Below are 20,443 nucleotides of genomic sequence, written 5' to 3'. Positions count from 1 at the left end.
ACGATTTTCAACACTCATGTTCCTTAAAAGTTAGACATACGCATGCAACAATTGACTATTGGTTCCACGTGCAAAACAATCGATGTAATCATATGTCCGAGAAACAGCTGCTGGGCTAGAGGCAATAATGGGACCCCCAATTTCTTGCCATTCGGGCCACCATTGCCCATCCCAATGCCTAGTCCGTAATTTATTATCGCCTCCGCGCCCAAAAACATATAGTGAATCTCGTCCCCAGGACGAGATTGCGGGTGCACCGATGATAAAACCTCCAAGATCCTTCCAATCACTCCACCCATAACGATTAAAAGATTTATGATACACATGACCATCCGTTCCACGTACAACACAGTCGATTAGATTTTCTGCTCGAGAAACAGCTGCTGGACCGGCGGAAAGGGTACCACCGAGATCTTCCCAGTCGCTCCAACTTGAACCATTCCAATACTTATGCCACAAATGATTATCGGTTCCACACGCAAAAACATCTAGTCGGTCAAACCTCCAGGAGGCGACCGCAGGTGCATCGATGAAATTTCCACCAAGGTCTTCCCAATCGCTCCACGTTGAACGACCAAACTTATGCAAAATTTGATTATTAATTCCACGTGCAAAACAGTGGATTTCACTATTAGGACCACGACCTGCGCTCACAGCTGCTGGACCAGAGATAATGGTACCACCGAGATCTTTCCAGTCGCTCCACCCTGAATCATATTCCCAATACTTATGCAATAAATGATTATCGGTTCCACGCGCAAAAACTTCTAGGTTGTTCATATGCTTGGACGTGACCGCAGGTGCATCAATGATAACCCCACCAAGGTCTTCCCATTGCCAGGTGACGCGCTGACTACTATTCCTGTAGTTTGATTTAGTTGGATAATATGGGTACGGATATGGATATGATACAGTTGGTTCAAAGAAATACTGTCTTTTCAACTTTCATCCCTCCTTATATTAAGGTTAGTTTTTCTAATATTATATTTGGATGTATACTTTTTAGATGATTGTCCTTGCATAAATGGGTGATTGTCTAATATACACAGCAAGCTTTAATATTTCCTAGTTGGAGGAGCAAGTGAAGTCTTTTATGAAGGGAGCGATAGCAGCATTTTTTCAGGTAATCACGATTTGATAGACCGGATTAACCCCCTAATTTTGAACACATACTATTCTTAACTCATTGTTTCATAGAATTGTTCTTTATTTTGGTAAGTGGCTTCTTTTTTCATATGAGACAAGAAAAAACCTTTTCTCATACTCCAACTTCTTTGATTTTTAACGTTTCTGTTTGTGTTTGTCGATAGAATTCATTTGGTGATAAGTCCAAAATACTAGAGTGGCTCCTTCGGTTGTTGTAAAACTCAATATATGTAGCTACTTCTTGATAAGCTTCGGCATATGTTTGAAACATGCAGTGCTTTAGACATTCGTTTTCCAGTAATCGATGAAATGATTCAATATGAGCGTTCATATTTGGTGTCTTCGGTGGAATTCGCTCATGCAGGGCTTTACAAGTATGGCACACTTTTTCAAATGCATTCGAAATAAATTGTGGACCATTGTCAGTTCGAATTACAGGTCTGTATTCTGTCTCAAATTGTTTCCGCTTGAATAAGGAACGTTGTACAAGTGTTGCTTTAAAATAAAGTTTGATCAAATCGATACTAATAATCTTGATAAACAATCATAGAAAAGAGCGTGTTTTGAAAAAAAGATTGATCAAAACACGCTCTTAATATTTTCAGTTGGTTCATTCTTTTATAAAAAAGTTTGATCATTTCCTAACTATATTGCTCTACAATCGCGCCCGATTGTGGAATAACAAAAATATTTAGCCAGTATTAAAAAGACAAAAAGAAAAGGACTATTAAAAGCCCTTACCTAATCTCGCTATATTATTAATAGTCGTTTTACCTCAGCAAGAACCGATCTCTGCTGATAGCGTGAAACTATAACTTACGGAAAGAATACACAGTTTATTAATAACAAATTTAATAAAGTTTAGTTGATGAATTACTTTTTAACTATAGATTTAACTATTTTAGGACCAAACTTTATTGCACCGCCCACTAATGCTGTTAGTACAACACCGATTGCTCCGCCTATAAACTTTTTATTACTATCGTCCTGTTGCATTGCATTCAATGCATGTTTGTCCATACGGTCATAAATGGCTGTCCTTTGTTCAAACATAAGGTCATCTCTCTTTAACTCTTCTTCATAAACTGAAATTACTTTTTTTATAACGTCAAATACATTTTGCCCAGAGGTATGCGATAATTCAGTTGCTTTTAAAAATAACTCTTTAACATTAGGGGAAAATTGCATAAGATTTTTCACATCTTCAAGTGAAATATCAATATCTTCATTTTGTAATAATTCGAATGCTTCTTTTATCAAAGATAATTCCTTCTGTTGAGAACCATCTTTATTCTGACTCATGTGAATACCTCCTACCATTAAATTTAATTGAACTTCAAATACAATTATCTAGTAATAGATGAAAGTAGTAAAGTTTTATTAGGCTTTCATTTAAGGTTATGCCCATTCCAAATCACTAGCAGACACTTTCCTATCAATTAAACCTCTTCCGATATTAATAACTTCCAATGCATACTTTAATTGTTATAATTTCAAACTGAACGCCACTTTTTCAAATCCCTGCTTATTACTCTAACAATAGAAAAAGTTGAATCTATCACTACAACTTTTCAGCAGTAATTTTACCCCGCTTTCTTTCCAAGACAATCTCATCTATCGTTTAGGTCAAAACAAGAAAACTTTGTATCAAATCTACAGGAGCTTCAGGAAGTTTTATTCCGTTAAATGGCCCTTTAACGGAACAACTTATTGTCACTCAACAGTTCCTTAACCGATCTTTCAATTCCAGATATTCTTTTCCTTTTCACTATAAATACACCCCTTTAGATAATCTAAAGGGGTAAAACGGTATAACTTTATTCAAAACGGTACATCTTTTTTATAAACGATACGACTTTATTTCAATTCCATAACAAAACTACCACGTAGGAAATATATGTATAAGGTGTTTTGTTATGTTAACATTTAAATAAAAAGGGGGAGTCTAAATGAAAGATATAGAGTTATATATTCCAGATCAGTTAAAAAACTACAAAGAAGATATTTTAAAATCATTAAAGCCAACACTAAAAATGACAGGTAAAGTAGGGACTACAGAGTTATGGGAGAGTAAAATTGGTGGATACCCTTATTTGCTAGTTGGTGAGGAACTCCCTAAAAACGAACAAGGAAAGACATTGCGTTTGCTGGCACAAATCAATTTTGAAGATGTGCCGCATATCGATAACATGCCGACAAAGGGCATCTTGCAATTCTTTGTAGATACTACAGATGATTTAGTTGGGGCGGATTTTGATAATCCTACGTCACAAGAAGGATTTAGCGTTATATATCGTCAAGAGGTTATAAAAGACAAGAGCAAATTGGTTACTGAGTTTAATTATGATATTGGGGAGCACGATGAGGAGTTCATTTCTCCTTTGGAAGCGAAACTTGTATTTGAAGAAGGATTACAGCCAGTTACAACGAGTGATTACCGATTCGGCAGCGAGTTCCTTGTGGGATTTGAGGGAGAAAAAGAGGTACAAGACGGTGATCAAACAATTGAGTTATGGGACTTATACATTGATCATATGGATCATATCGGACATAGAATTGGCGGATATCCGTTCTTTACACAGTATGACCCACGAGAAGAGGGGACCAAATACGATACGCTGCTTTTACAGATTGATACAGATGATGATTTAGGGATTATGTGGGGAGATTCGGGTGTTGCAAACTTTTTTATTAGTAAAGATGACTTAGCTCGGTTAGACTTTTCAGATGTGTTATACACTTGGGATTGTTGCTGAGGATGAGAGAGTATGTTTGACGAGATTGTGCCTATTTTTCATACTCAATTTTGGTATTACTAGATAAAAAATATATTAAAAATTCAATTAGAAAGTGGAGTGAATCGTTTGTTTACAGTAGAAAATTACACAAGTTCTTTAAAAAAGGGTCTTGAAGAACATTCAGATGATCTGATTCGAAATATAAAAGAGACCATTCATTTTAATTATTATAAGGAGATAGATTTATTGGATTTCACAGCTTTTGTTCAAGGATTTGGAATGTCCATTGTCATGTTTTCCATGGATGGAGGAGCAAGTGAGGTTTTTTATGAAGGAAGTGATAGCAGCATTTTTTCAGGTAGTCACGATTTGATAGATGATGTAGAATATTACAAATTCCCTGATGACAAATCAGATGAATTTTGGGAGTTTTATGATCAAGATGATGGGGAATTATCTAAAATTGAAACAGAAGCTATTGTGGAATGGTTTGCGACGTGTTGGAATAAAGCTGGTGGTCCAAGCGTTAAAATGCCTGCTTACTTTAGTTTTCATGATTATGATCCATGCTTTGATCTACATAACGGTAAATGGATTACGGATGGAGACAAATGGTTCGATTAAGTGATAGAACTTGATAGGGTTGCTTGTAGTATGTTCTTTACATGAAGTGGGTATAATTCTATCAATCTGCTGCTATCTATTAATTTAAGATTTCGGTTGTATGGAACAACCTTTTCTGAGTTAACATAACTTCACCTATCAACAGTCAAAGTATGTCGAAGCATAAAAAAAGTCCCTTTATAAGGGACTTTGCTCACACAAATGATCTGTATAACAATTTATCTTTGCTATACAGATCATTTGTATGATAATGTTTTAAAAATAATTGCTGAATAATGAACTTACATAAATGCTTTTAAAAGTTCTTGTACGAATGGAATGATTCCGCCTAAAAATTTTAAGATTGCCATTGCGATTGACATGTTATTTCCTCCTTTTTTGTTGGTATTAAGAAGTGCTTTGTATGTATATACCTATTATAGTAAACTCTTCCATTTTTAACAATACATTTTAATATGCAATATTGCATATTGGGGTATGATGAACGAAAAACATTTCGGCTAATTCTGTAATTTGCTCTTTATTAATTGTAGGGAACACAGTCTAGGTGTTCTAAAAGAGGATGTTCCACACGGAAATTGACTTATACAGTATTACAAGTCATGTTGAAGGTAAAGTAAAGGAATCCTAGACAAAGCAGGATTCTTTTATATTTCTTTTCTAACGTATACAAAAAAGATGGCTGGACACCATCTTTTTTATGCAATTCTAAAATGTTTATATTCTTACCTAGGTTAAAAACAATCATAACAAAAAGAAATTGGATTGCGATTAAGTTGGTTTCAAGGAATTTAACGGATGGATTAGAACGGATTGGTACTCATTCATTTAGAAAGACATATGGATATCATTACTACAAGCAATTTAAAGATGTGTTTGTTTTACAAAGAAAGCGAATAATTCTATCTATAATAATTGAAATTTAAAATGCCTACTTTCCTCCTAAGTAGGCATTTATTTAAATTTGAATTAAACAGTATCCTTATTAAACTATATCCATTTAGTTTAGTAAGGATACTGTTATAAATTCCTATATATCTGCTCTAAATAAATAGAAAAATCTTTCTTTGTATGTGATGTGTTTACAAAGGTTTAGTTAGTTTAACGAAGCTTCAAGTTAAAAATCCCAATAGGAGGGAGGGATGGGGAAGTGTTTTATTTACAACATTGCTAGGAAAGTTGAATAATCTTTATAAAACGTTTAATTTAACTAATAAAGCTAGTAAAATTTGAAGAAGGATTTGGATATTTACTGCTATATCAGTATCTGTAGTAGTTACTGAAACATTTCTAGAATTTCTAATAATAGTACGTTGTTTATTAACTTGTGAAATAGCTGATTTTTGAAAAAGCTCTTGTGCAATTTTATCAGCTTTTTCGCTATCTGCGATAGATATGCTTAAAATAGCAACAATTGCTGCTTGTAATGAAGCTTGAATTGATAGTGCCACTTTTGTATCGGTTGTAGTAACTTGAACATCAGCGGAATCAACAATCGCTATATATTCTTCGGATAATTGATAAATTTTATTTTTTTGCTTAGCTTCTTCTGAAATTGTTGGATCGTAGAATGATGGATGAGGCTTCGAAGAATCTAATGCGTTCCACTTTTTATCTTGGTTTGGATACCAAACTCCAGTCATAAACTCTCTCCTTTTAGTCTAAAATATTATTAATTTGATTTTGTAATTCAGAAAAGATTTTTTTGATTTGTTCTTTTTTCTCTACGGGTAATTTTTTTAGAGATGAATCTGTTATACCATTTCTATTTAAAATATTTGAAATTAATAGATCGAACATTTCGCTATTTTGTTTTCCATCAAGTGTTGAAGAAATCATTTTTTTTAAATCATCCATTCCAATATCCCTCCAAATTGGGTTTAAATTAGTAGTTAGTATTATCTAACTAGAATCATTATATGAAATAGAACAGATATGGTTTGGACGAGTATCATTTTAAAAAAGTTTCTACACTATTTCTTTTAGTAAATAATAAATTACGTTGGTCTTAATAGCCGAACAAGATTACTTAAATTAGTTACTTCCGCTAACTTTTGAGCAGTGATTTTACTGTTTACTCCTCCGGTATCTTTAATACATGTAACAGTCCATGTCATAGATTCTATAGTTTGTTGTCTAGCTTTTTCTTGTATTGCTTTTAATCCCTCATTAATCCACATATTTGCTTTTCAGAAAACGAAGATACTTCAATAAATCATATGCATAACGTTCCCCTGTCAAATAACTATTTAGGGTAACTAAATCTAGCCGGAGACACACCTTGGGAATCTGAATTCTATTATTTGTAATCAAATAACATAATTCCTTATATTTATATGTAAGGGATTTGTGGCGTTTATGAAAGAAGTTTAAAAGGTTTTTAAGCTACAATGGTCAGGATGAACTTACTAATATTGTCTTTAGCATGTCGTTAGCAAAAACAAGGGGCAATATGGCATGCCCATCAAGTTGGGATTTTGAGGCTCTTTAAAGCCTTGATCGAAAAAGTTTTGTATAGAAGTTCATCTTATTTTTGATTTGGGAGAGCGATGAAATTTTAACTAGATGGTAACGGAAAACACTAACAAATCGTAGGAAATATATACTGAGAAAAATGTAATTAAGACTTTGTTTAGGCGATTTTTTTATAGAATACTAGGGAAAATATGAGATAAAAATCATCATGAACCTTTGTTTTTTGCAAAAAAAATTCTTAACGGTTAAAAAATTATTTTCCCACTTCCAAGCAATTTCTTAGTGTATGTTTTTTGTGACATGTTAGTGGAGGATATACAGTAACTAACATGTGTCCCTTATTATCGGATAATGACAACATTTGAAGAACTAAAAAATACGTGCATAAAAAGAAAGAGCATATTTTGAAACATGCTCTTACACTCTTTATACAAATGATTTATTCCTCGGGATACCGTTCTTTCACAAGTTCTTCGATGTTATTACTTTTTTTAATTTCTTCTGATGATAACCAGGCTTTATATCTTGTTCCATCTTTGTTTGTTAAACATATGGTAAATTCTTTATTATGTAGTTCCTCTTTAAGGATATTGGCTACCTTTGTTAAATCCTCAATTAAAGGGAGATCGTTTTTAAATTTACTGGCATTAATAACTAAATCTACGTTATACCCTGGACACTCTCCATCTTTCGGATGTGAACAAGTAATATCTTTAAATACAAAACGGTCGTTTTGTATTTCTTTTAATCTGTCTACTACTTTTGTTTGGGTTTGAATTAAATCTGTCCAATAACCGTCTAAAGTGTTTTTCATTGTTAGGAGCAGTTCTTCTTTCGTTATAGCTTCTTGCACATTATTGAAAGGGAGACCTATAGATTCACCATTATAATCCTTAATTGCAAGTTCAGTTATCTTTTTATTACTCTTTTGAATGAGTTGAAATAGAGCATATAAACGATCTAATTCGGCTGATTCAAATTGACTATAATCCATCTTGTTACTCATTTTTAAAGTTAATAACAACTCATCAGTTGGTTTTTCTTCTCTATAATTAACTATATACTGAAGTGCATTTTCTTTTTCAAATTCCTCGTATCCTAACTTTTGAATTTCTTTTAAAATTGGTTTAAATTTCTTATATTCCTCATATGTATTTTTTCCGTATTGGTATTCATCACCTTTTATTGTTGAATAGAAGATTCCATCTACCTCTACTCGAAATTGCATATTTTTATTGTTTTTTTCTTGAACGGTATGATATGTATGTCCCATATTCCCTTCATGTATAGCACCCCAATCTGTTACAACAACATCGATTCCATGTTTTTTCTTTATGTATTTTTTTACCTGATCTTCATTTTCATAATTACAACCACTCAAAAATAAGAAACATACTACTAACAACATTACATTTTTCATTCTTTTCATATAACCTCTTCCTTATGTAACGAATTTATCCCGCATTAACGGGCAGTAATACTCCCGCCTCAAAATTCAGCGGATGCATTGTCCAGCTCTAGCGGCTAGAATCTCCGGTCGCTTCACCCCCTCGGACGAGGCCAAAAGCGCCTCTCTGCCTTGAGCTCCAAAGTCCTGCGATTCTGAGCGAGCCGCTTCCGCTTTTCTTAAGAAGTTAGGCGGGAGATAAACTGCTGGCATGCGCCCGATTGGTGAGGGTTGATAATCAGTGGGGGATGAAGCCCCCACTGATTAAAGTTTCACTTTATCATTTTCGTTCATATGTAGTTCTGCTCGCAAAAAAGGTAATGGAACAAATAGTAGTCAGCACCATATATGGCATCATCCCAATAGTAAATGAGTCCGCTATATTTGCTCCTACAAGAAATCACAATGTGCGATCCAATCATTTGTTTTTACATGTTTGGCAAAGTAAATTCCACCGCCATCAATAATTCCAAAATGTGCTTTTGGATCTTCTGTTATTTGAAAAACGAATTCATAATCGGGAGGCCATTGGATACCTGATTGCGCAAAGCTAGCATAACCGCCTAGTTTATGTATGTAACGATTTTCTTCAAAAATGTCATCGTAGTATTCTATTCCGGTCGTGTCTTCAAGTTTTAAAATTTTATCTTGAATTGTGTGAGGAAAATCATCTGTATCCCATAGGGGAAACTCATCAGTTACTAATGTTGGTATTAAAGGGAAAGCCTTTAGATTTTGAAACGTAAGTGACATGTCATTCGGTACTAATGCCTCTAAAGAATCATATTCTCTAATACAAAAATTTCCTGATAAGTTGGATAAATCCTTATCAAAGTTTGGAGAAAGAAATACCGCTATGGCTTTTATATCTTTTAATATTTCTGGAACAAAAAGGAGTTGAGTTAAATTAAGCATCATGACTGCAAACATTTTGTCTGTATAACGGTCGATTGGGTAAGTTTCATTTGGTAATGAATAGGGGATCTTTCCAATCCAACTTTCATTTATAGATAAATCGGGCCTTTTTCCACCTGTTTGAAATATAGTTGCTTTTTTTCTTAGGATATTCTTTATTTTGTCTATTTCCAACGTATTTCTCCATCCCCTCTATATTAAATAGGTTTCATTAATGACTTGGATACGTCTCTTCTAAAAAACTGACAGATTGTTTGATTAGCGCTTTTAGAACATCAATATCAATGTCTGCTACTTTATTAATGTATACATATGATTTTCCAGACGTGTATTTTCCGAAGTTTTTCAATAGTTCTTCTCGCTTAGGATCACCAGCCGCAAAATATAAACTAATTTTGGCTTTTCTAGGGGAAAAGCTTACTAATGGAGCATCTCCTTCATGGCCAGATTCATAGTTATAGTGGTATGTACCAAATCCGATAATGCTCGGTCCCCACATCTTTGCTGTGTATCCTGTTGTTTCAGTAAATATATCTAATAATTGATAGGCATTTTCTCGTTTTTTTGGACTTTCAACACTTTCAATAAACTCAATTACACTATTGTTGGTTTCTGTTGTTTTGAGTTTGTACATAGTAGAAACACTCCTTATCACATAGATAATTATAATATAGAGGTCACCATACATGTTTATCAAGTTAAGATACTATAGCGAAAAAACACCATAGAGCCTAATGGATATAAATCTTTCAAATGAGGTGAAGTGGATATCTTCCCGTATTGTTCGAAGTAATTAGTTTTAGGGTTGGATAAAACGCGTACGTATAATATATCCTCTAGAGCTTCTTATATAAATTAAACAGTAATAGAAAACTCCTACCAATAGAAATAAGAGGATTCCAACTATTAATTCATAACTTCTTTTTATTTTTCTATAAAAAAACTCTCCTAATAAACAACCCATAAGAGCAGGAACACTTCCATATATTATAATCATAATAATTGCTAACCATATAGGACCCCATGTCTCTGTAGCATTAGGTTCTTGTATATAGCCTGAAATATTGATAAAAGCTGAGAAAAACATTAAACAGGCTAAATAGCTAATAATAAATGTTTTCAATGCAATCGACCTCATGCCTTTCTAATCTTATCTTTAGTAGGAATACGGCTATAGGGCTATCAAGTTAACCTTTTGAAGTGCCCCCATAGCGAAAATTTTTTCTTTTCATAGGTATCTATGGGAATTTAGTTCATTCTTTTTGTTTTGGGGTGTTATAAAATTCTTAAGTTGATAGGCATGGGGTACTGCCGGCAAAACACGGATTTTATACGCTAAGGATATGCAGGATTTCATGCAGGCTAAGAAAACGGTTGGAACTACCAAATGCTGTTGTGACAGGGATATATGAAATCCTACGTACAGCGGAGGGAACAGAAGGCTGGCAAGCTCTTGTTATGAATGGATTTCTGGGATTTGGTTACTGTTGATAATAATGCGTTATGTTGACTATAATTGTATAGAGCATTCATTTATTTTTCTTTCAAAGATCAATTCATAATATAATATAGAAAATATTTCTTTGTTTCGTCCATTAAGGAGGGAATTTAATAATGGAACAAGAAAAGATTGATATTTTAGCTGAAACTTTATTATCGGAGGTAATAACACAAAAAGTTGAAATGATAGAGCAGCTTCCCATTATGCTAAAAGGTATTGACTATTTAGATGATTGGGCAGAAGTCATTTCAAAAACAACAGAATGTGAAATTTTTGAATCAGATGCACCCAGTGTTATGAATTTTTTTGCCGTAGGAGAAAAAGTTTTAATTGAGCTAGAAATGCCATGTCTTATATCAACATGGCAGGATAGAGAACAACTTCTGAGAATTACAACTACTGTGAAAGCAAGGTGCTTAGTTTCTCATGCAGAAGTATTTGATTGGAGCAATATGAATAAAAAAGAATTGTTAAAACGCCAAAAAGATGTGGAATTTGTAGAGTTAAACTATATAGATACTGAATGTGATGATATTCGTACTTATTGAATTGGCAAAAACAACAAATTCCAGTTTGTTGTTTTTGGCGTTTTTTACATAAATGAAACGTCTTTACAGGAGTGGCAAAGCCACGACTACATGAACGGCCCTCCAATATCTAACAGGGGCGCAAATTAACCTATAATTCCCTTTTCTGAAAAAAATATAATTAACATTAATTTGTAATAAAAAAAGACTAGCGAAAATGCTAATCCTTTTTTATTTGATAGATTTACTGCCTATAACGAGAATTATGTAAATGAGCTGTCCATATGGGCAGCTTATTGTATTTTTTGCTTAGCGTGGTTTCTTTCCAAAATGCTGTCGGTATCCCTTTTTGGATTACTGTATAGAGCCATAACTTAAAGTTTTTGAACTAGAACTATAAGATTTTTGCAAAAAGTAAAGGAGGAAAGGCCTATTATGATAAGTCTATCTTTCTTTCATCATTAAAATTTTTATTGAATTATTAAGATGTGTAATATTTTTTAAATGAAAATTTGTCTTACCAAAATTATGTGTAATTTACAATACATCTACAACAAGTTTCGAAAAACATTCAAAATTACCGATAAATATATTTCTAATATAAAAAAGATGTTTACTTTACATATATTATTTTTTTATATTTTTTTATATTTTATTTTGTAATATATAGAAAATTTCGCGGGGTGAATGTATGAAAAAGGAAAAACGTAAAAGGCGATGGTATCAGTATGTAATTCAACTCATCGTGATGGCATTAATTGTGTCTTCTATTCCAATGGAGGCAATCGCGGAAACGATGAACAATGGCAAACCAGCGCAAGAGAACAAAGTTTCTTCTACTGAACAAGCAAAGAAACCGAATGAGCAGAAGCAAGCATCAGGTGATAAACCCACTGAAGTGGTAGAAGAACGAACCGAACACGAAAAAGTCTTTGATAACAAGAATGGAACGTTTACAAAGAAAGTTTACACAGAGCCCATACATATAAAGAAAGATGGGAAATTAGAAGAGATTCAACCAGAGCTTGTCGTAAAATCCTCACAAACAATTGCGACAAAAACAACGAAGTTAAAACCGACATTTCAAAAAAAGCTAGAAAAGAAAGAATACGCGGCCTTTGAAGTAGATGGTCACAAAGTTACGTATAAGTTAATGGGGGCCAAGGGTGAGAAAGAAGGACTCCAGCCATCTCCAGTTGCAGCTACGTATGAAAAAAATGAGATTTGGTATAAAAATATTTTTCCAAAGATTGATTTACGCACCATTACATTTAATGACAAGGTAAAAGAAGATATTGTTCTGAATGAATATACAGGACATCATATTTTTACTTTCCAATTACAGACCACATTGACACCGAAGTTAGAAGAAGACGGTTCTATTTTGATGGTAGATGATAAACAAAAGACTGTGTTTACACTGCCAAAACCGTTTATGACAGATTCTAATATACATCCTGAATCGAATGAAGCACCGATTTCAGAAGATGTAAAGTATACGTTAGAGAAACAAGAAAACAACACGTACAATGTAACTATTATCGCAGATCCAAAGTGGCTACAAGCTCCTGAGCGAAAATATCCAGTTTATATTGACCCTTCCATTACGATGGAAAGTTTCCAAGAAGCTTACGTATCGAGTGCAGCTCCAAAGAACAATTATTCTAGATGGGTACTTTGGGATGAAGGACAGAAGGCGCATACATTAAAAGTAGGCTCTTTTGATAATAGTACTGGCTATAATTTTGCCTATACGAAGCCAGAACTTTCTAGTTTAAACGGTGCCATTGTACATGATGCAAAGTTTTATGCTTACGCAGTTTGGCATTATTACGCAAATAATCCAAATGAAGTTTGGTTAGATGAAGTAAAAGGTGACTGGGATTATATTACGATGAACTGGGAAACAAAGCCGTGGTCCCAGGAAATCGCAGTTGCGAATGTTGGACGAAATCAATGGGCAGAATTTAATGTTACAAACACGGTGAAAGCTTGGCTGAGCGGCGAGAGACCGAACTATGGATTTAAACTGCATCCGAACGGACGAGGACAAACGCATTGGAAGAAATTTATTGCGGCTTATAACGGAGGAGACACAGCACCGCATTTAGAAATTACGTATTCTTATCCAAAGCCGAATAAGCCACGTTTATCAGCTTATTCAAACGGAATTGGAAGTGGAACAGGGCATATTAATGTAAGCTGGGATGCGGTACCAGGGGCAACTGGATATCGAGTAGGAATTTTTGACGGAACAGATTACAATTATTATCACGTTGGGAATACCACATCTTGGTCTACAAAGGATAAAAAAATCTGGCCAAATCAAGAGGAAGTAAGACGTGGACGAAATGAGCTTCATTTCGATGGATTAGGCGGAGAATTTCCAACGAGTCCTTCTCAGTTTTATCAAAATAATGGTTCCAAAGAACAAGGTAATGATAAACACGCTTATAAAATAAAAGTTGTAGCGGAGCATCCTCATGATGAATTGAGCCCAGAGTCAGATGAAGAAAAGGTATTTATGCCACTAGAAGCACCGAAACAACCGAGATCAAATGTTTTTGCCAATTTGGCAGGTTCTCAATCGGGATACATTGAGCTGAACTGGGATCAACTTCCTGGTGCTACAGGATATCGCGTCATTTTTTATAATGGAAAGAATCACGATGTGTTTGATGTTGGAAATGTAACGAAGTGGTCTACGCAAGGAAAGAAAATCTACCCAACGGCAGATGAACTAAAAAATGGTCGCTACCAGTTCCATACAGATGGAAAAGGAGAAGAACTGGCGTTAAATCCTTCCAAGTTATATGAAAATGCAGGTGGTTTTAGAAGCGATAAATATTGGGTTCATATTCAAGCCTACAGCAATATTGGGCATGCCGAAAGTACGTATTCCCCGGATTACGGCATTAAAATGACAGAACCAACAGAGATTTTTGGTTTGAAAGATTATATTGCCTCTGTTGATGTGATTGGCGGTAAAGTAAACACGACAAACGGGAACTTTGTCATGGATGAGTCGGACTTTATGTTATCAGGCCGCGGTCCTGATTTACGTATTGATCGTGTATACAACAGTAACAGTCAAGAACAAGGTGTATTAGGTAAAGGCTGGACGAGTTCTTTTGATGAAAAAGTACAGGAACAGTCAAATGGAGATTTACACTTTATTCATGAAGATCGCGCAGTAGACCGTTTTGAAAAAACGGGAGATAATTCGTATAAAGCACCGCCGGGTGTATTTTTAGAAATCAAGAAAACAGACAACGGGTATACGGTTACTGATAAAGATCAAACAGTATCAGAATATGATAAACAAGGACGTATAACAAAGGTAAAAGACGAACATGGTAATACGTTGACGTATCGCTATGAAAATGGCCGTGTTGTCGAAATTACAAACGCTTCGAATCGTAAGGTTTCTTTACAATATACAGACGGATTATTAACAAAGCTTGTTGGTCCTGAAAATCGTACAGTTACGTATACGTATAAAGATGGGCAACTAGTAAGTGTAACAACACCAAGAGGAAAACAATATTGATATGGCTATGAAAATGGGAAACTACGTTACACGTATGATCCGAAACATACAGAACAAAAGCCGTATAAAACAACGTACACATATGACAATAACCGACTTGTAAGTGTAAAAGATGCATTAGGAAAAGAAACGAAACTCTCTTATAACAGTGAAGCAAGAGAAGTAACAGTTATTGATCCCAAAAATGTTAAAGATATATATCAATATAATCTTGCGGGTAATCCAGCAAAGACAATTGTAGATGCAGACGGATTAAAGCTTACGACAACATACGAATATGAAACAAACAATTTAACGAAAAAGACAGATCCAAAAGATCAAGGAAAACGTGTCTCCGAAAGCTATACGTATGATGGGAAAGGAAATGTAACATCTGCGACGGACGCAATTGGAACAGAGAAATATGAATATAATCAAAACAATGACGTAACGAAAGTAACGGATACAGAGAATAAAGCAGCGTCTGTGACATATAACGGTGCCAATGCGGTTTCGGAAACAGACTATCAAGCGAAAACATCATCTGTGACGCAGTATGATTCTTATGGAAATCCGATTCGCGGCAGTTTAGAACTAGCGCCAGGTGGTAACTTATTACGAAACTCTGGTTTTGAAGCAGCTGGTGATCGATGGGAGCTACGCGGATGGAACGATGGCGGGAAAAATGAAATCGATCGTAACGTTCGTGCTCCACAATTGGGACAAACTTCTTCCCTGCGTATGGATACAAAAGGCATCAGTGACAGCTGGGGGGCAACAATTGCCAGCCAAAAGGTAGACGTTGAGCCAAATAAACCATACATTTTAAGTGGATGGATTAAAACAAGTGATTTAGTAAAGGCAAGTGCTTATTTCCATGTCATTCAGTTAGATGAACAATGAAATCATGTAGGAACCATTTCGAACTACCATAGTAAAGTTAGCGGCACAACCGATTGGACAAAACGACAAGTACCAATTGTCACATCTGATAAAACGCGTCAATTAGTCATTGAGGTTTTCACAGATCATGGAAATGGGGAAGGAAAAGGGACTGCCTGGTTTGATAATCTCCAATTAGAAGAAGGACCAATCTCATCTTCTTTTAACCCAGTTTTAAATCCAAGCTTTGAGTACTACGGAGATAAGTTCGAAGTTTGGCATACATGGCAAAATGTACCGAAAGATAATATAGGAGAAGGATTTGGCGGACATTCAGCTCTTGTGATGGAAAGGAAAAGTCCGACTGATCCAAATCCAGACTTGCACTATCGTCAAGAAATTACACTAAATCAAAGTCAGGCGAAAGATATTACAGTTACGGCAATGTCAAAAGCGGAAAACGTGAAACACAGCAGTACGTCACAGCCAAACAATGGATATTCTGTTTGGGTCTATGCCGAACATGAAGGCGGAACATGGAAAAGCTATTACATCACGTTCCCGCCCGGCACAAAAGATTGGAACCGCGGAGCAGTTGTTATCCCAGCTTCAGCAGGGGCGATTAAACGCATTCAGCTTCATACGATGCTTGATAAAGAACTGACAGGAAAAGTATGGTTCGATGATATTCGAATCATGGAAGGCAATCACTTAACGAAAACAGAGTATGATGCAGATGGAAACTTCATTACCGCAACGTATGATGAAGAAAATCGTAAAAATACATTTACGTACGATCCGTATGGAAACAAATTAAGTGAAACAGATGAAAAAGAAAATAAAAAGAACTTTTCATATAACGAAGACAATCAATTAACGAAAACAACAATGGCAAACGGTACTTCTGTTTCTTATAGTTATGATGATAATGGAAACACAACTGAGAAATTTGTGACAGCTGGCGGAAAAACACAAAAGAACATCTTCGAGTATGATGTTGATAACAAATTGACTGTTTTCCAAGATGCGTTATCTCGAAAAATTTTACACGAATATGATGCAAATGCGAACCGAACGAAAACAACGATGCCAACTAACACTGTGTTAGAATGGGAGTACGATGCGGCAAACCGAGCAATTAAAGCAAAGCGAAACGGCAAAGATGCATTCTCCTATGCATATGATGAGAACGAAAATGAAACAAAAGTAACGGACCATGTAAATGGTATTACACGTGAAAAAGCGTATGATGAAGGCAACCGTATCATCAGCATGACAGACCGCGGTGGCAGCGTAAAATGGTGGTATCAACCAAAATCTCATAAACTAAAAGATACAACAATCAATCACGGTTCCTATAGCAACACAACAAACTATGAATATAACGCCTTAAATCAAAATACGAAAGTAACCGATAGCGGAAAAACATTCTATTTTGATTATGACGAATTTGGAAACGTCGTTCGTTATCAAGCTGGCAATGACACAGCGGCCCAATTTACGTATGACCATACAAAGAAACTGACAAACCTACAAATTGGTACAAAAGATTCACAGCGCATTTTAGAAGAATCGTATACGTATGACGCAACAAGTAACCGTACCGCAATCGAACGCAAAAATGGTGACAAAACAGAAAAAACAACATACACATATGATTCTATCAATCAACTAACAAAAGAAACATTGCCAAATGGTACAACGAAAGAATACAGCTATGACGGCTTTGGTAACCGCACAAACATAAAAGTAACAGAAGCAGGAAAATCAGCCGTATTGAAAACAGCCGTATTTAACGAAGGTAATCAACTTACAAAGTTTGACAATGAATCCCTAACGTATGACGTCAACGGAAACCGTACATCCGATGGGAAATACAAATATACGTGGAATGAAGCAGATCAGCTTGTAGCTATTACAAAGCAAGGTGAAAGTACGCCATTTACGACATATAAATACGATGACGATAATCGTCGTATTGAAAAAAATGTAGACGGCAAAGTCACACGTTATCACTACGACGGCGACAGCATCAACCCATTATACGAAACAGATGGAAGTGGAAACGTTCTTCGTCAATATGTATACTCAGTAGACGGCATCCGCCTTGCGATGAAATCTCAAGGCCAAGCGGTATACTACCACTATAACCCACGCGGTGACGTCATCGCGATGACAGATGAAAACGGACAAGTCGTAGCAACCTATGAATACGATGCATGGGGTAATGTTTTAAAGAGTGACGCAAAAGGTATTGCAGCAGAGAATCCATTTGGCTATGCGGGATATATGTATGACAAAGAGATTGGGATGTACTATTTAATTGCGAGATATTATAATCCAACTCATGGTGTGTTCTTGTCAGTGGATCCGGACCCGGGTGATGAGGATGATCCGATTACGCAGAATGGGTATACGTATGCAGGGAATAATCCGGTAATGCAAGTGGATCCGGATGGGCATTGGTTCTGGTTTTTGGCTAATGCGGGATTTGCAGCGTATGATGGATATAATGCGTATAAATCTGGTAAAGGTTGGCAAGGTGTTGCGAAAGCAGCTGCTAAGGGCGCTGTTGGTGGAGGAAGATTTAAAGCAGCCAAAACAGCTGTTATCTATTTAAGAGTGAACAAAAAAACAGGAGCTCAATATGTTGGTCGAGCTAAGAATTGGTCAAGATACACAAAGAGGCAGAAAGAGCACGAAAAGAAGAATAAGGCAAAATATAATTACACTGTGTTAACTCGGACGAAACCTGGTAGACAAGCGAGACGATATGAGCAAAAATGGATAAATCGACTTGGGGGTCCTAAAAAATATGGTGGGAGATTAGAAAATGCAAGAAATGAAATATCACGAAAGAAGTGGAAGAAATATAATATTTGATTAATGGAGGGATAAAATTGAGCCAATCTGTTTTATTTAATGAGTTAGATCATACGCTACAAATAGGCAAAATAAATATTTCTGTCCCCGATTATAGCTCAAATCAGTATGTGATTTTTGAAGATTTAGCAGAATTCTTTTGTTTAGAAACTAATTATGATGCTATGATTTTTATTAGGAATAGAGTAAAAGAAGCTGGGATCAAAGGGAAAGTTGGCTTTGATTCAGAGAGTGATTACGTTGAAATTTATTCGGCAAATGGAAAAATTGTATTACAAATAGCTGTTTTACTAAATGAGCTTATGGAAGAAAATTTTGTTTTAGAGAACCAAAAAGAATATGAACAATTTATAGCCTCTTGGAAACGACCTAGAAAACAAAAGTGGAGAGTCGGAGATATATTTTCGATTTCGCTACCAAATAAAACATATTTCTTTGGGCAGATTGTTGAATTAATGGAAGGGATTTCCCCCATTTGTGTAATTTTCGACTTGAATTGTAAGCATGTACCTTCCAAAGAAGAAATTAAAAAATCAGAAGTTATAACCGCATTAATGTTCAATGGTATGGAATTTGATAATTACACTTTTAAAGTTTTGTTTAATATGGATATAATGGGGGAAGTAGAAGAAAACACTAGAAGAGATCCAGTTCGGAATGTAACGTGGCACGTATCTTCTTTAATAGAATTTTGTATAGATTATAAATCTAGCAATAGATCATCAACTATTGAGGATATTGTTTATAATAGGAATTTTGTAAGAAAAATCTAGCTTGTGTAAGAAAATATAAAATGACAGTATGAAAGAAGCTGGTTTGAAGTGAATTTATTTATGCAAGAAACAAATGAAGAAAAACAAAAACGTGAAAGTCAAGATCTAGCAACTATTTCAGCATTAAAAGAAGCTGGTTCGAATCTAGTGAAACCACATTATTTAGAACATTATTTTTTAGTACAAGAAATAGAAATTGCTGAAAAGATTGCAGATACACTGTATTTAAAAGGATACGATATTTATGAGCCTTCTAAACAGATTTCGGAAAATGGAGAAAGTTATTATATATTTGTAGTAGGAAAGAATTGTATTCCTACAAGGGAAAATGTTTGGGAAGAAACAAAACAAATGTCTGAATTAGCGATTTTGCACAGTGGAAGTGCTGACAGTTATGATGGCTGGGAAACACAAATTGTAGAATGAAGTAAATTTAAAGCTATCCAAAGTTATAATCTTTGGATAGCTTCATACTGTTGAAAAACAACCTAGTCAATGGACAAAAACTAAAAATTTCGATAAACTCTCCTCGTGAATGAAATGAAGCGAGGAGAGTTTTTATGTATGTTACATATTCGGTTCTGTTGCAAAGTTTTCTACATGGGGTACCGCCAACATGCCCATCAACTTAAGAATTTTATAACACCCAAAAACAAAAAAATTGTACATTTTCACATGAAGATGTACAATTTTTTTGTTTTTGGAGGTATTTGTATTTCTTAACTTGATAGCGATGGGTCTGTACTCCAAATAAGGCTTGTTAGTGTCTGGTATGACTTATCTCAAAAGTCCTATCGTTGTTAAATAACTCATTTTTAACATTGTAAGTAGCTTAGCGTTGTAAATCCGCATTTTCGAGACTGGACCCCATGTTCTAACGAAAAATTGATAAGAACTACATATACATCTTTGGCTAGAACACATATTATCTAAATGAATAAATTAATAGAAAGGAGGGAATACCATGGCTTGCATAAATAAAAACTGTTTTGATATCTGTATA

At 35.0% G+C, this 20,443-nt stretch carries 17 protein-coding genes and 3 pseudogenes; 9 read left to right on the top strand and 11 right to left on the bottom strand.

Annotated features, from left to right (window positions below; translation table 11 throughout):
- Nucleotides 1–30: 30 nt before the first annotated feature.
- The 4 genes and pseudogenes from PLX19_RS22205 to PLX19_RS22190 all read right to left on the bottom strand — a co-directional run bounded on the left by PLX19_RS22205 (nucleotide 31) and on the right by PLX19_RS22190 (nucleotide 2,448).
- Complete coding sequence (locus PLX19_RS22205) at nucleotides 31–654, bottom strand: hypothetical protein (RefSeq protein ID WP_272191059.1); 624 nt, start codon at nucleotides 652–654, stop codon at nucleotides 31–33.
- 12 nt (nucleotides 655–666) lie between these two features.
- A pseudogene (locus PLX19_RS22200) lies at nucleotides 667–780 on the bottom strand (carbohydrate-binding protein); the annotation flags it as partial.
- Between the two features lie 478 nt (nucleotides 781–1,258).
- Complete coding sequence (locus PLX19_RS22195; protein ID WP_272191023.1) at nucleotides 1,259–1,690, bottom strand: integrase core domain-containing protein; 432 nt, start codon at nucleotides 1,688–1,690, stop codon at nucleotides 1,259–1,261.
- Between the two features lie 329 nt (nucleotides 1,691–2,019).
- Nucleotides 2,020–2,448, bottom strand: a complete 429-nt coding sequence (locus PLX19_RS22190; RefSeq protein ID WP_272191022.1) for a hypothetical protein — start codon at nucleotides 2,446–2,448, stop codon at nucleotides 2,020–2,022.
- A gap of 647 nt (nucleotides 2,449–3,095) precedes the next feature.
- Here PLX19_RS22190 and PLX19_RS22185 point away from each other — a divergent pair.
- Together PLX19_RS22185 and PLX19_RS22180 are read left to right on the top strand one after the other, a co-directional pair.
- On the top strand, nucleotides 3,096–3,902 hold the full coding sequence (locus tag PLX19_RS22185) for a YwqG family protein (RefSeq protein ID WP_272191021.1): 807 nt from the start codon (nucleotides 3,096–3,098) through the stop codon (nucleotides 3,900–3,902).
- A gap of 108 nt (nucleotides 3,903–4,010) precedes the next feature.
- Complete coding sequence (locus PLX19_RS22180; protein WP_272191058.1) at nucleotides 4,011–4,508, top strand: hypothetical protein; 498 nt, start codon at nucleotides 4,011–4,013, stop codon at nucleotides 4,506–4,508.
- A gap of 281 nt (nucleotides 4,509–4,789) precedes the next feature.
- Here the strand turns inward: PLX19_RS22180 and PLX19_RS26080 are convergent.
- Nucleotides 4,790–4,977, bottom strand: a pseudogene (locus PLX19_RS26080) (hypothetical protein).
- A 331-nt stretch (nucleotides 4,978–5,308) separates the two neighbouring features.
- Here PLX19_RS26080 and PLX19_RS22175 point away from each other — a divergent pair.
- Nucleotides 5,309–5,398, top strand: a pseudogene (locus tag PLX19_RS22175) (site-specific integrase); the annotation flags it as partial.
- Between the two features lie 300 nt (nucleotides 5,399–5,698).
- Here the strand turns inward: PLX19_RS22175 and PLX19_RS22170 are convergent.
- The 6 genes from PLX19_RS22170 to PLX19_RS22145 all read right to left on the bottom strand — a co-directional run bounded on the left by PLX19_RS22170 (nucleotide 5,699) and on the right by PLX19_RS22145 (nucleotide 10,468).
- Nucleotides 5,699–6,151 (bottom strand): spore coat protein, encoded by a 453-nt coding sequence (locus tag PLX19_RS22170; RefSeq protein WP_272191020.1) that lies wholly within the window; start codon nucleotides 6,149–6,151, stop codon nucleotides 5,699–5,701.
- A gap of 13 nt (nucleotides 6,152–6,164) precedes the next feature.
- Entirely contained in the window at nucleotides 6,165–6,365 is a 201-nt protein-coding gene (locus tag PLX19_RS22165; protein ID WP_272191019.1) for a spore coat protein, read from the bottom strand.
- A 1,057-nt stretch (nucleotides 6,366–7,422) separates the two neighbouring features.
- Nucleotides 7,423–8,412: a hypothetical protein gene (locus tag PLX19_RS22160; RefSeq protein WP_272191018.1), complete on the bottom strand. Its 990-nt coding sequence runs from the start codon at nucleotides 8,410–8,412 to the stop codon at nucleotides 7,423–7,425.
- 408 nt (nucleotides 8,413–8,820) lie between these two features.
- On the bottom strand, nucleotides 8,821–9,519 hold the full coding sequence (locus PLX19_RS22155) for a DUF1963 domain-containing protein (protein WP_272191016.1): 699 nt from the start codon (nucleotides 9,517–9,519) through the stop codon (nucleotides 8,821–8,823).
- 37 nt (nucleotides 9,520–9,556) lie between these two features.
- Entirely contained in the window at nucleotides 9,557–9,979 is a 423-nt protein-coding gene (locus tag PLX19_RS22150; RefSeq protein ID WP_272191014.1) for a DUF1801 domain-containing protein, read from the bottom strand.
- A 165-nt stretch (nucleotides 9,980–10,144) separates the two neighbouring features.
- A complete protein-coding gene (locus PLX19_RS22145; RefSeq protein ID WP_272191013.1) occupies nucleotides 10,145–10,468 on the bottom strand; it encodes a hypothetical protein in 324 nt (107 codons plus the stop codon).
- 491 nt (nucleotides 10,469–10,959) lie between these two features.
- On the opposite strand from PLX19_RS22145, the gene PLX19_RS22140 reads away from it, so the two are divergent.
- The 6 genes from PLX19_RS22140 to PLX19_RS22110 all read left to right on the top strand — a co-directional run bounded on the left by PLX19_RS22140 (nucleotide 10,960) and on the right by PLX19_RS22110 (nucleotide 19,866).
- A complete protein-coding gene (locus PLX19_RS22140; RefSeq protein WP_272191012.1) occupies nucleotides 10,960–11,394 on the top strand; it encodes a hypothetical protein in 435 nt (144 codons plus the stop codon).
- A 670-nt stretch (nucleotides 11,395–12,064) separates the two neighbouring features.
- On the top strand, nucleotides 12,065–14,923 hold the full coding sequence (locus PLX19_RS22135) for a DNRLRE domain-containing protein (protein WP_272191011.1): 2,859 nt from the start codon (nucleotides 12,065–12,067) through the stop codon (nucleotides 14,921–14,923).
- Nucleotides 14,924–15,388: 465 nt separating this feature from the next.
- Nucleotides 15,389–15,805, top strand: coding sequence for a carbohydrate binding domain-containing protein (locus PLX19_RS22125; protein ID WP_272191010.1), 417 nt, complete (start codon nucleotides 15,389–15,391; stop codon nucleotides 15,803–15,805).
- 321 nt (nucleotides 15,806–16,126) lie between these two features.
- Nucleotides 16,127–18,667 carry an RHS repeat domain-containing protein gene (locus tag PLX19_RS22120; RefSeq protein ID WP_442869083.1) on the top strand — a complete coding sequence of 847 codons (2,541 nt, stop codon included), beginning with the start codon at nucleotides 16,127–16,129 and terminating at the stop codon, nucleotides 18,665–18,667.
- Between the two features lie 17 nt (nucleotides 18,668–18,684).
- Nucleotides 18,685–19,440, top strand: coding sequence for an Imm26 family immunity protein (locus PLX19_RS22115; RefSeq protein ID WP_272191008.1), 756 nt, complete (start codon nucleotides 18,685–18,687; stop codon nucleotides 19,438–19,440).
- Nucleotides 19,441–19,500: 60 nt separating this feature from the next.
- A complete protein-coding gene (locus PLX19_RS22110; RefSeq protein WP_272191007.1) occupies nucleotides 19,501–19,866 on the top strand; it encodes a ribonuclease E inhibitor RraB in 366 nt (121 codons plus the stop codon).
- Nucleotides 19,867–20,443 lie beyond the last annotated feature (577 nt).

The organism is Bacillus sp. BP-3 (genome assembly GCF_028401955.1).
In the GTDB taxonomy this organism is placed as follows: Bacteria; Bacillota; Bacilli; order Bacillales; family Bacillaceae_G; genus Bacillus_A.
This window is presented reverse-complemented; position numbering and strand designations above follow the sequence as displayed.

Coding starts and splice junctions, on each gene's coding strand:
- PLX19_RS22190 (WP_272191022.1), bottom strand. CDS start 2,448: ATGAGTCAGAATAAAGATGGTTCTCAACAGAAGGAATTATCTTTGATA.
- PLX19_RS22185 (WP_272191021.1), top strand. CDS start 3,096: ATGAAAGATATAGAGTTATATATTCCAGATCAGTTAAAAAACTACAAA.
- PLX19_RS22170 (WP_272191020.1), bottom strand. CDS start 6,151: ATGACTGGAGTTTGGTATCCAAACCAAGATAAAAAGTGGAACGCATTA.
- PLX19_RS22165 (WP_272191019.1), bottom strand. CDS start 6,365: ATGGATGATTTAAAAAAAATGATTTCTTCAACACTTGATGGAAAACAA.
- PLX19_RS22160 (WP_272191018.1), bottom strand. CDS start 8,412: ATGAAAAGAATGAAAAATGTAATGTTGTTAGTAGTATGTTTCTTATTT.
- PLX19_RS22150 (WP_272191014.1), bottom strand. CDS start 9,979: ATGTACAAACTCAAAACAACAGAAACCAACAATAGTGTAATTGAGTTT.
- PLX19_RS22140 (WP_272191012.1), top strand. CDS start 10,960: ATGGAACAAGAAAAGATTGATATTTTAGCTGAAACTTTATTATCGGAG.
- PLX19_RS22135 (WP_272191011.1), top strand. CDS start 12,065: ATGAAAAAGGAAAAACGTAAAAGGCGATGGTATCAGTATGTAATTCAA.
- PLX19_RS22110 (WP_272191007.1), top strand. CDS start 19,501: ATGCAAGAAACAAATGAAGAAAAACAAAAACGTGAAAGTCAAGATCTA.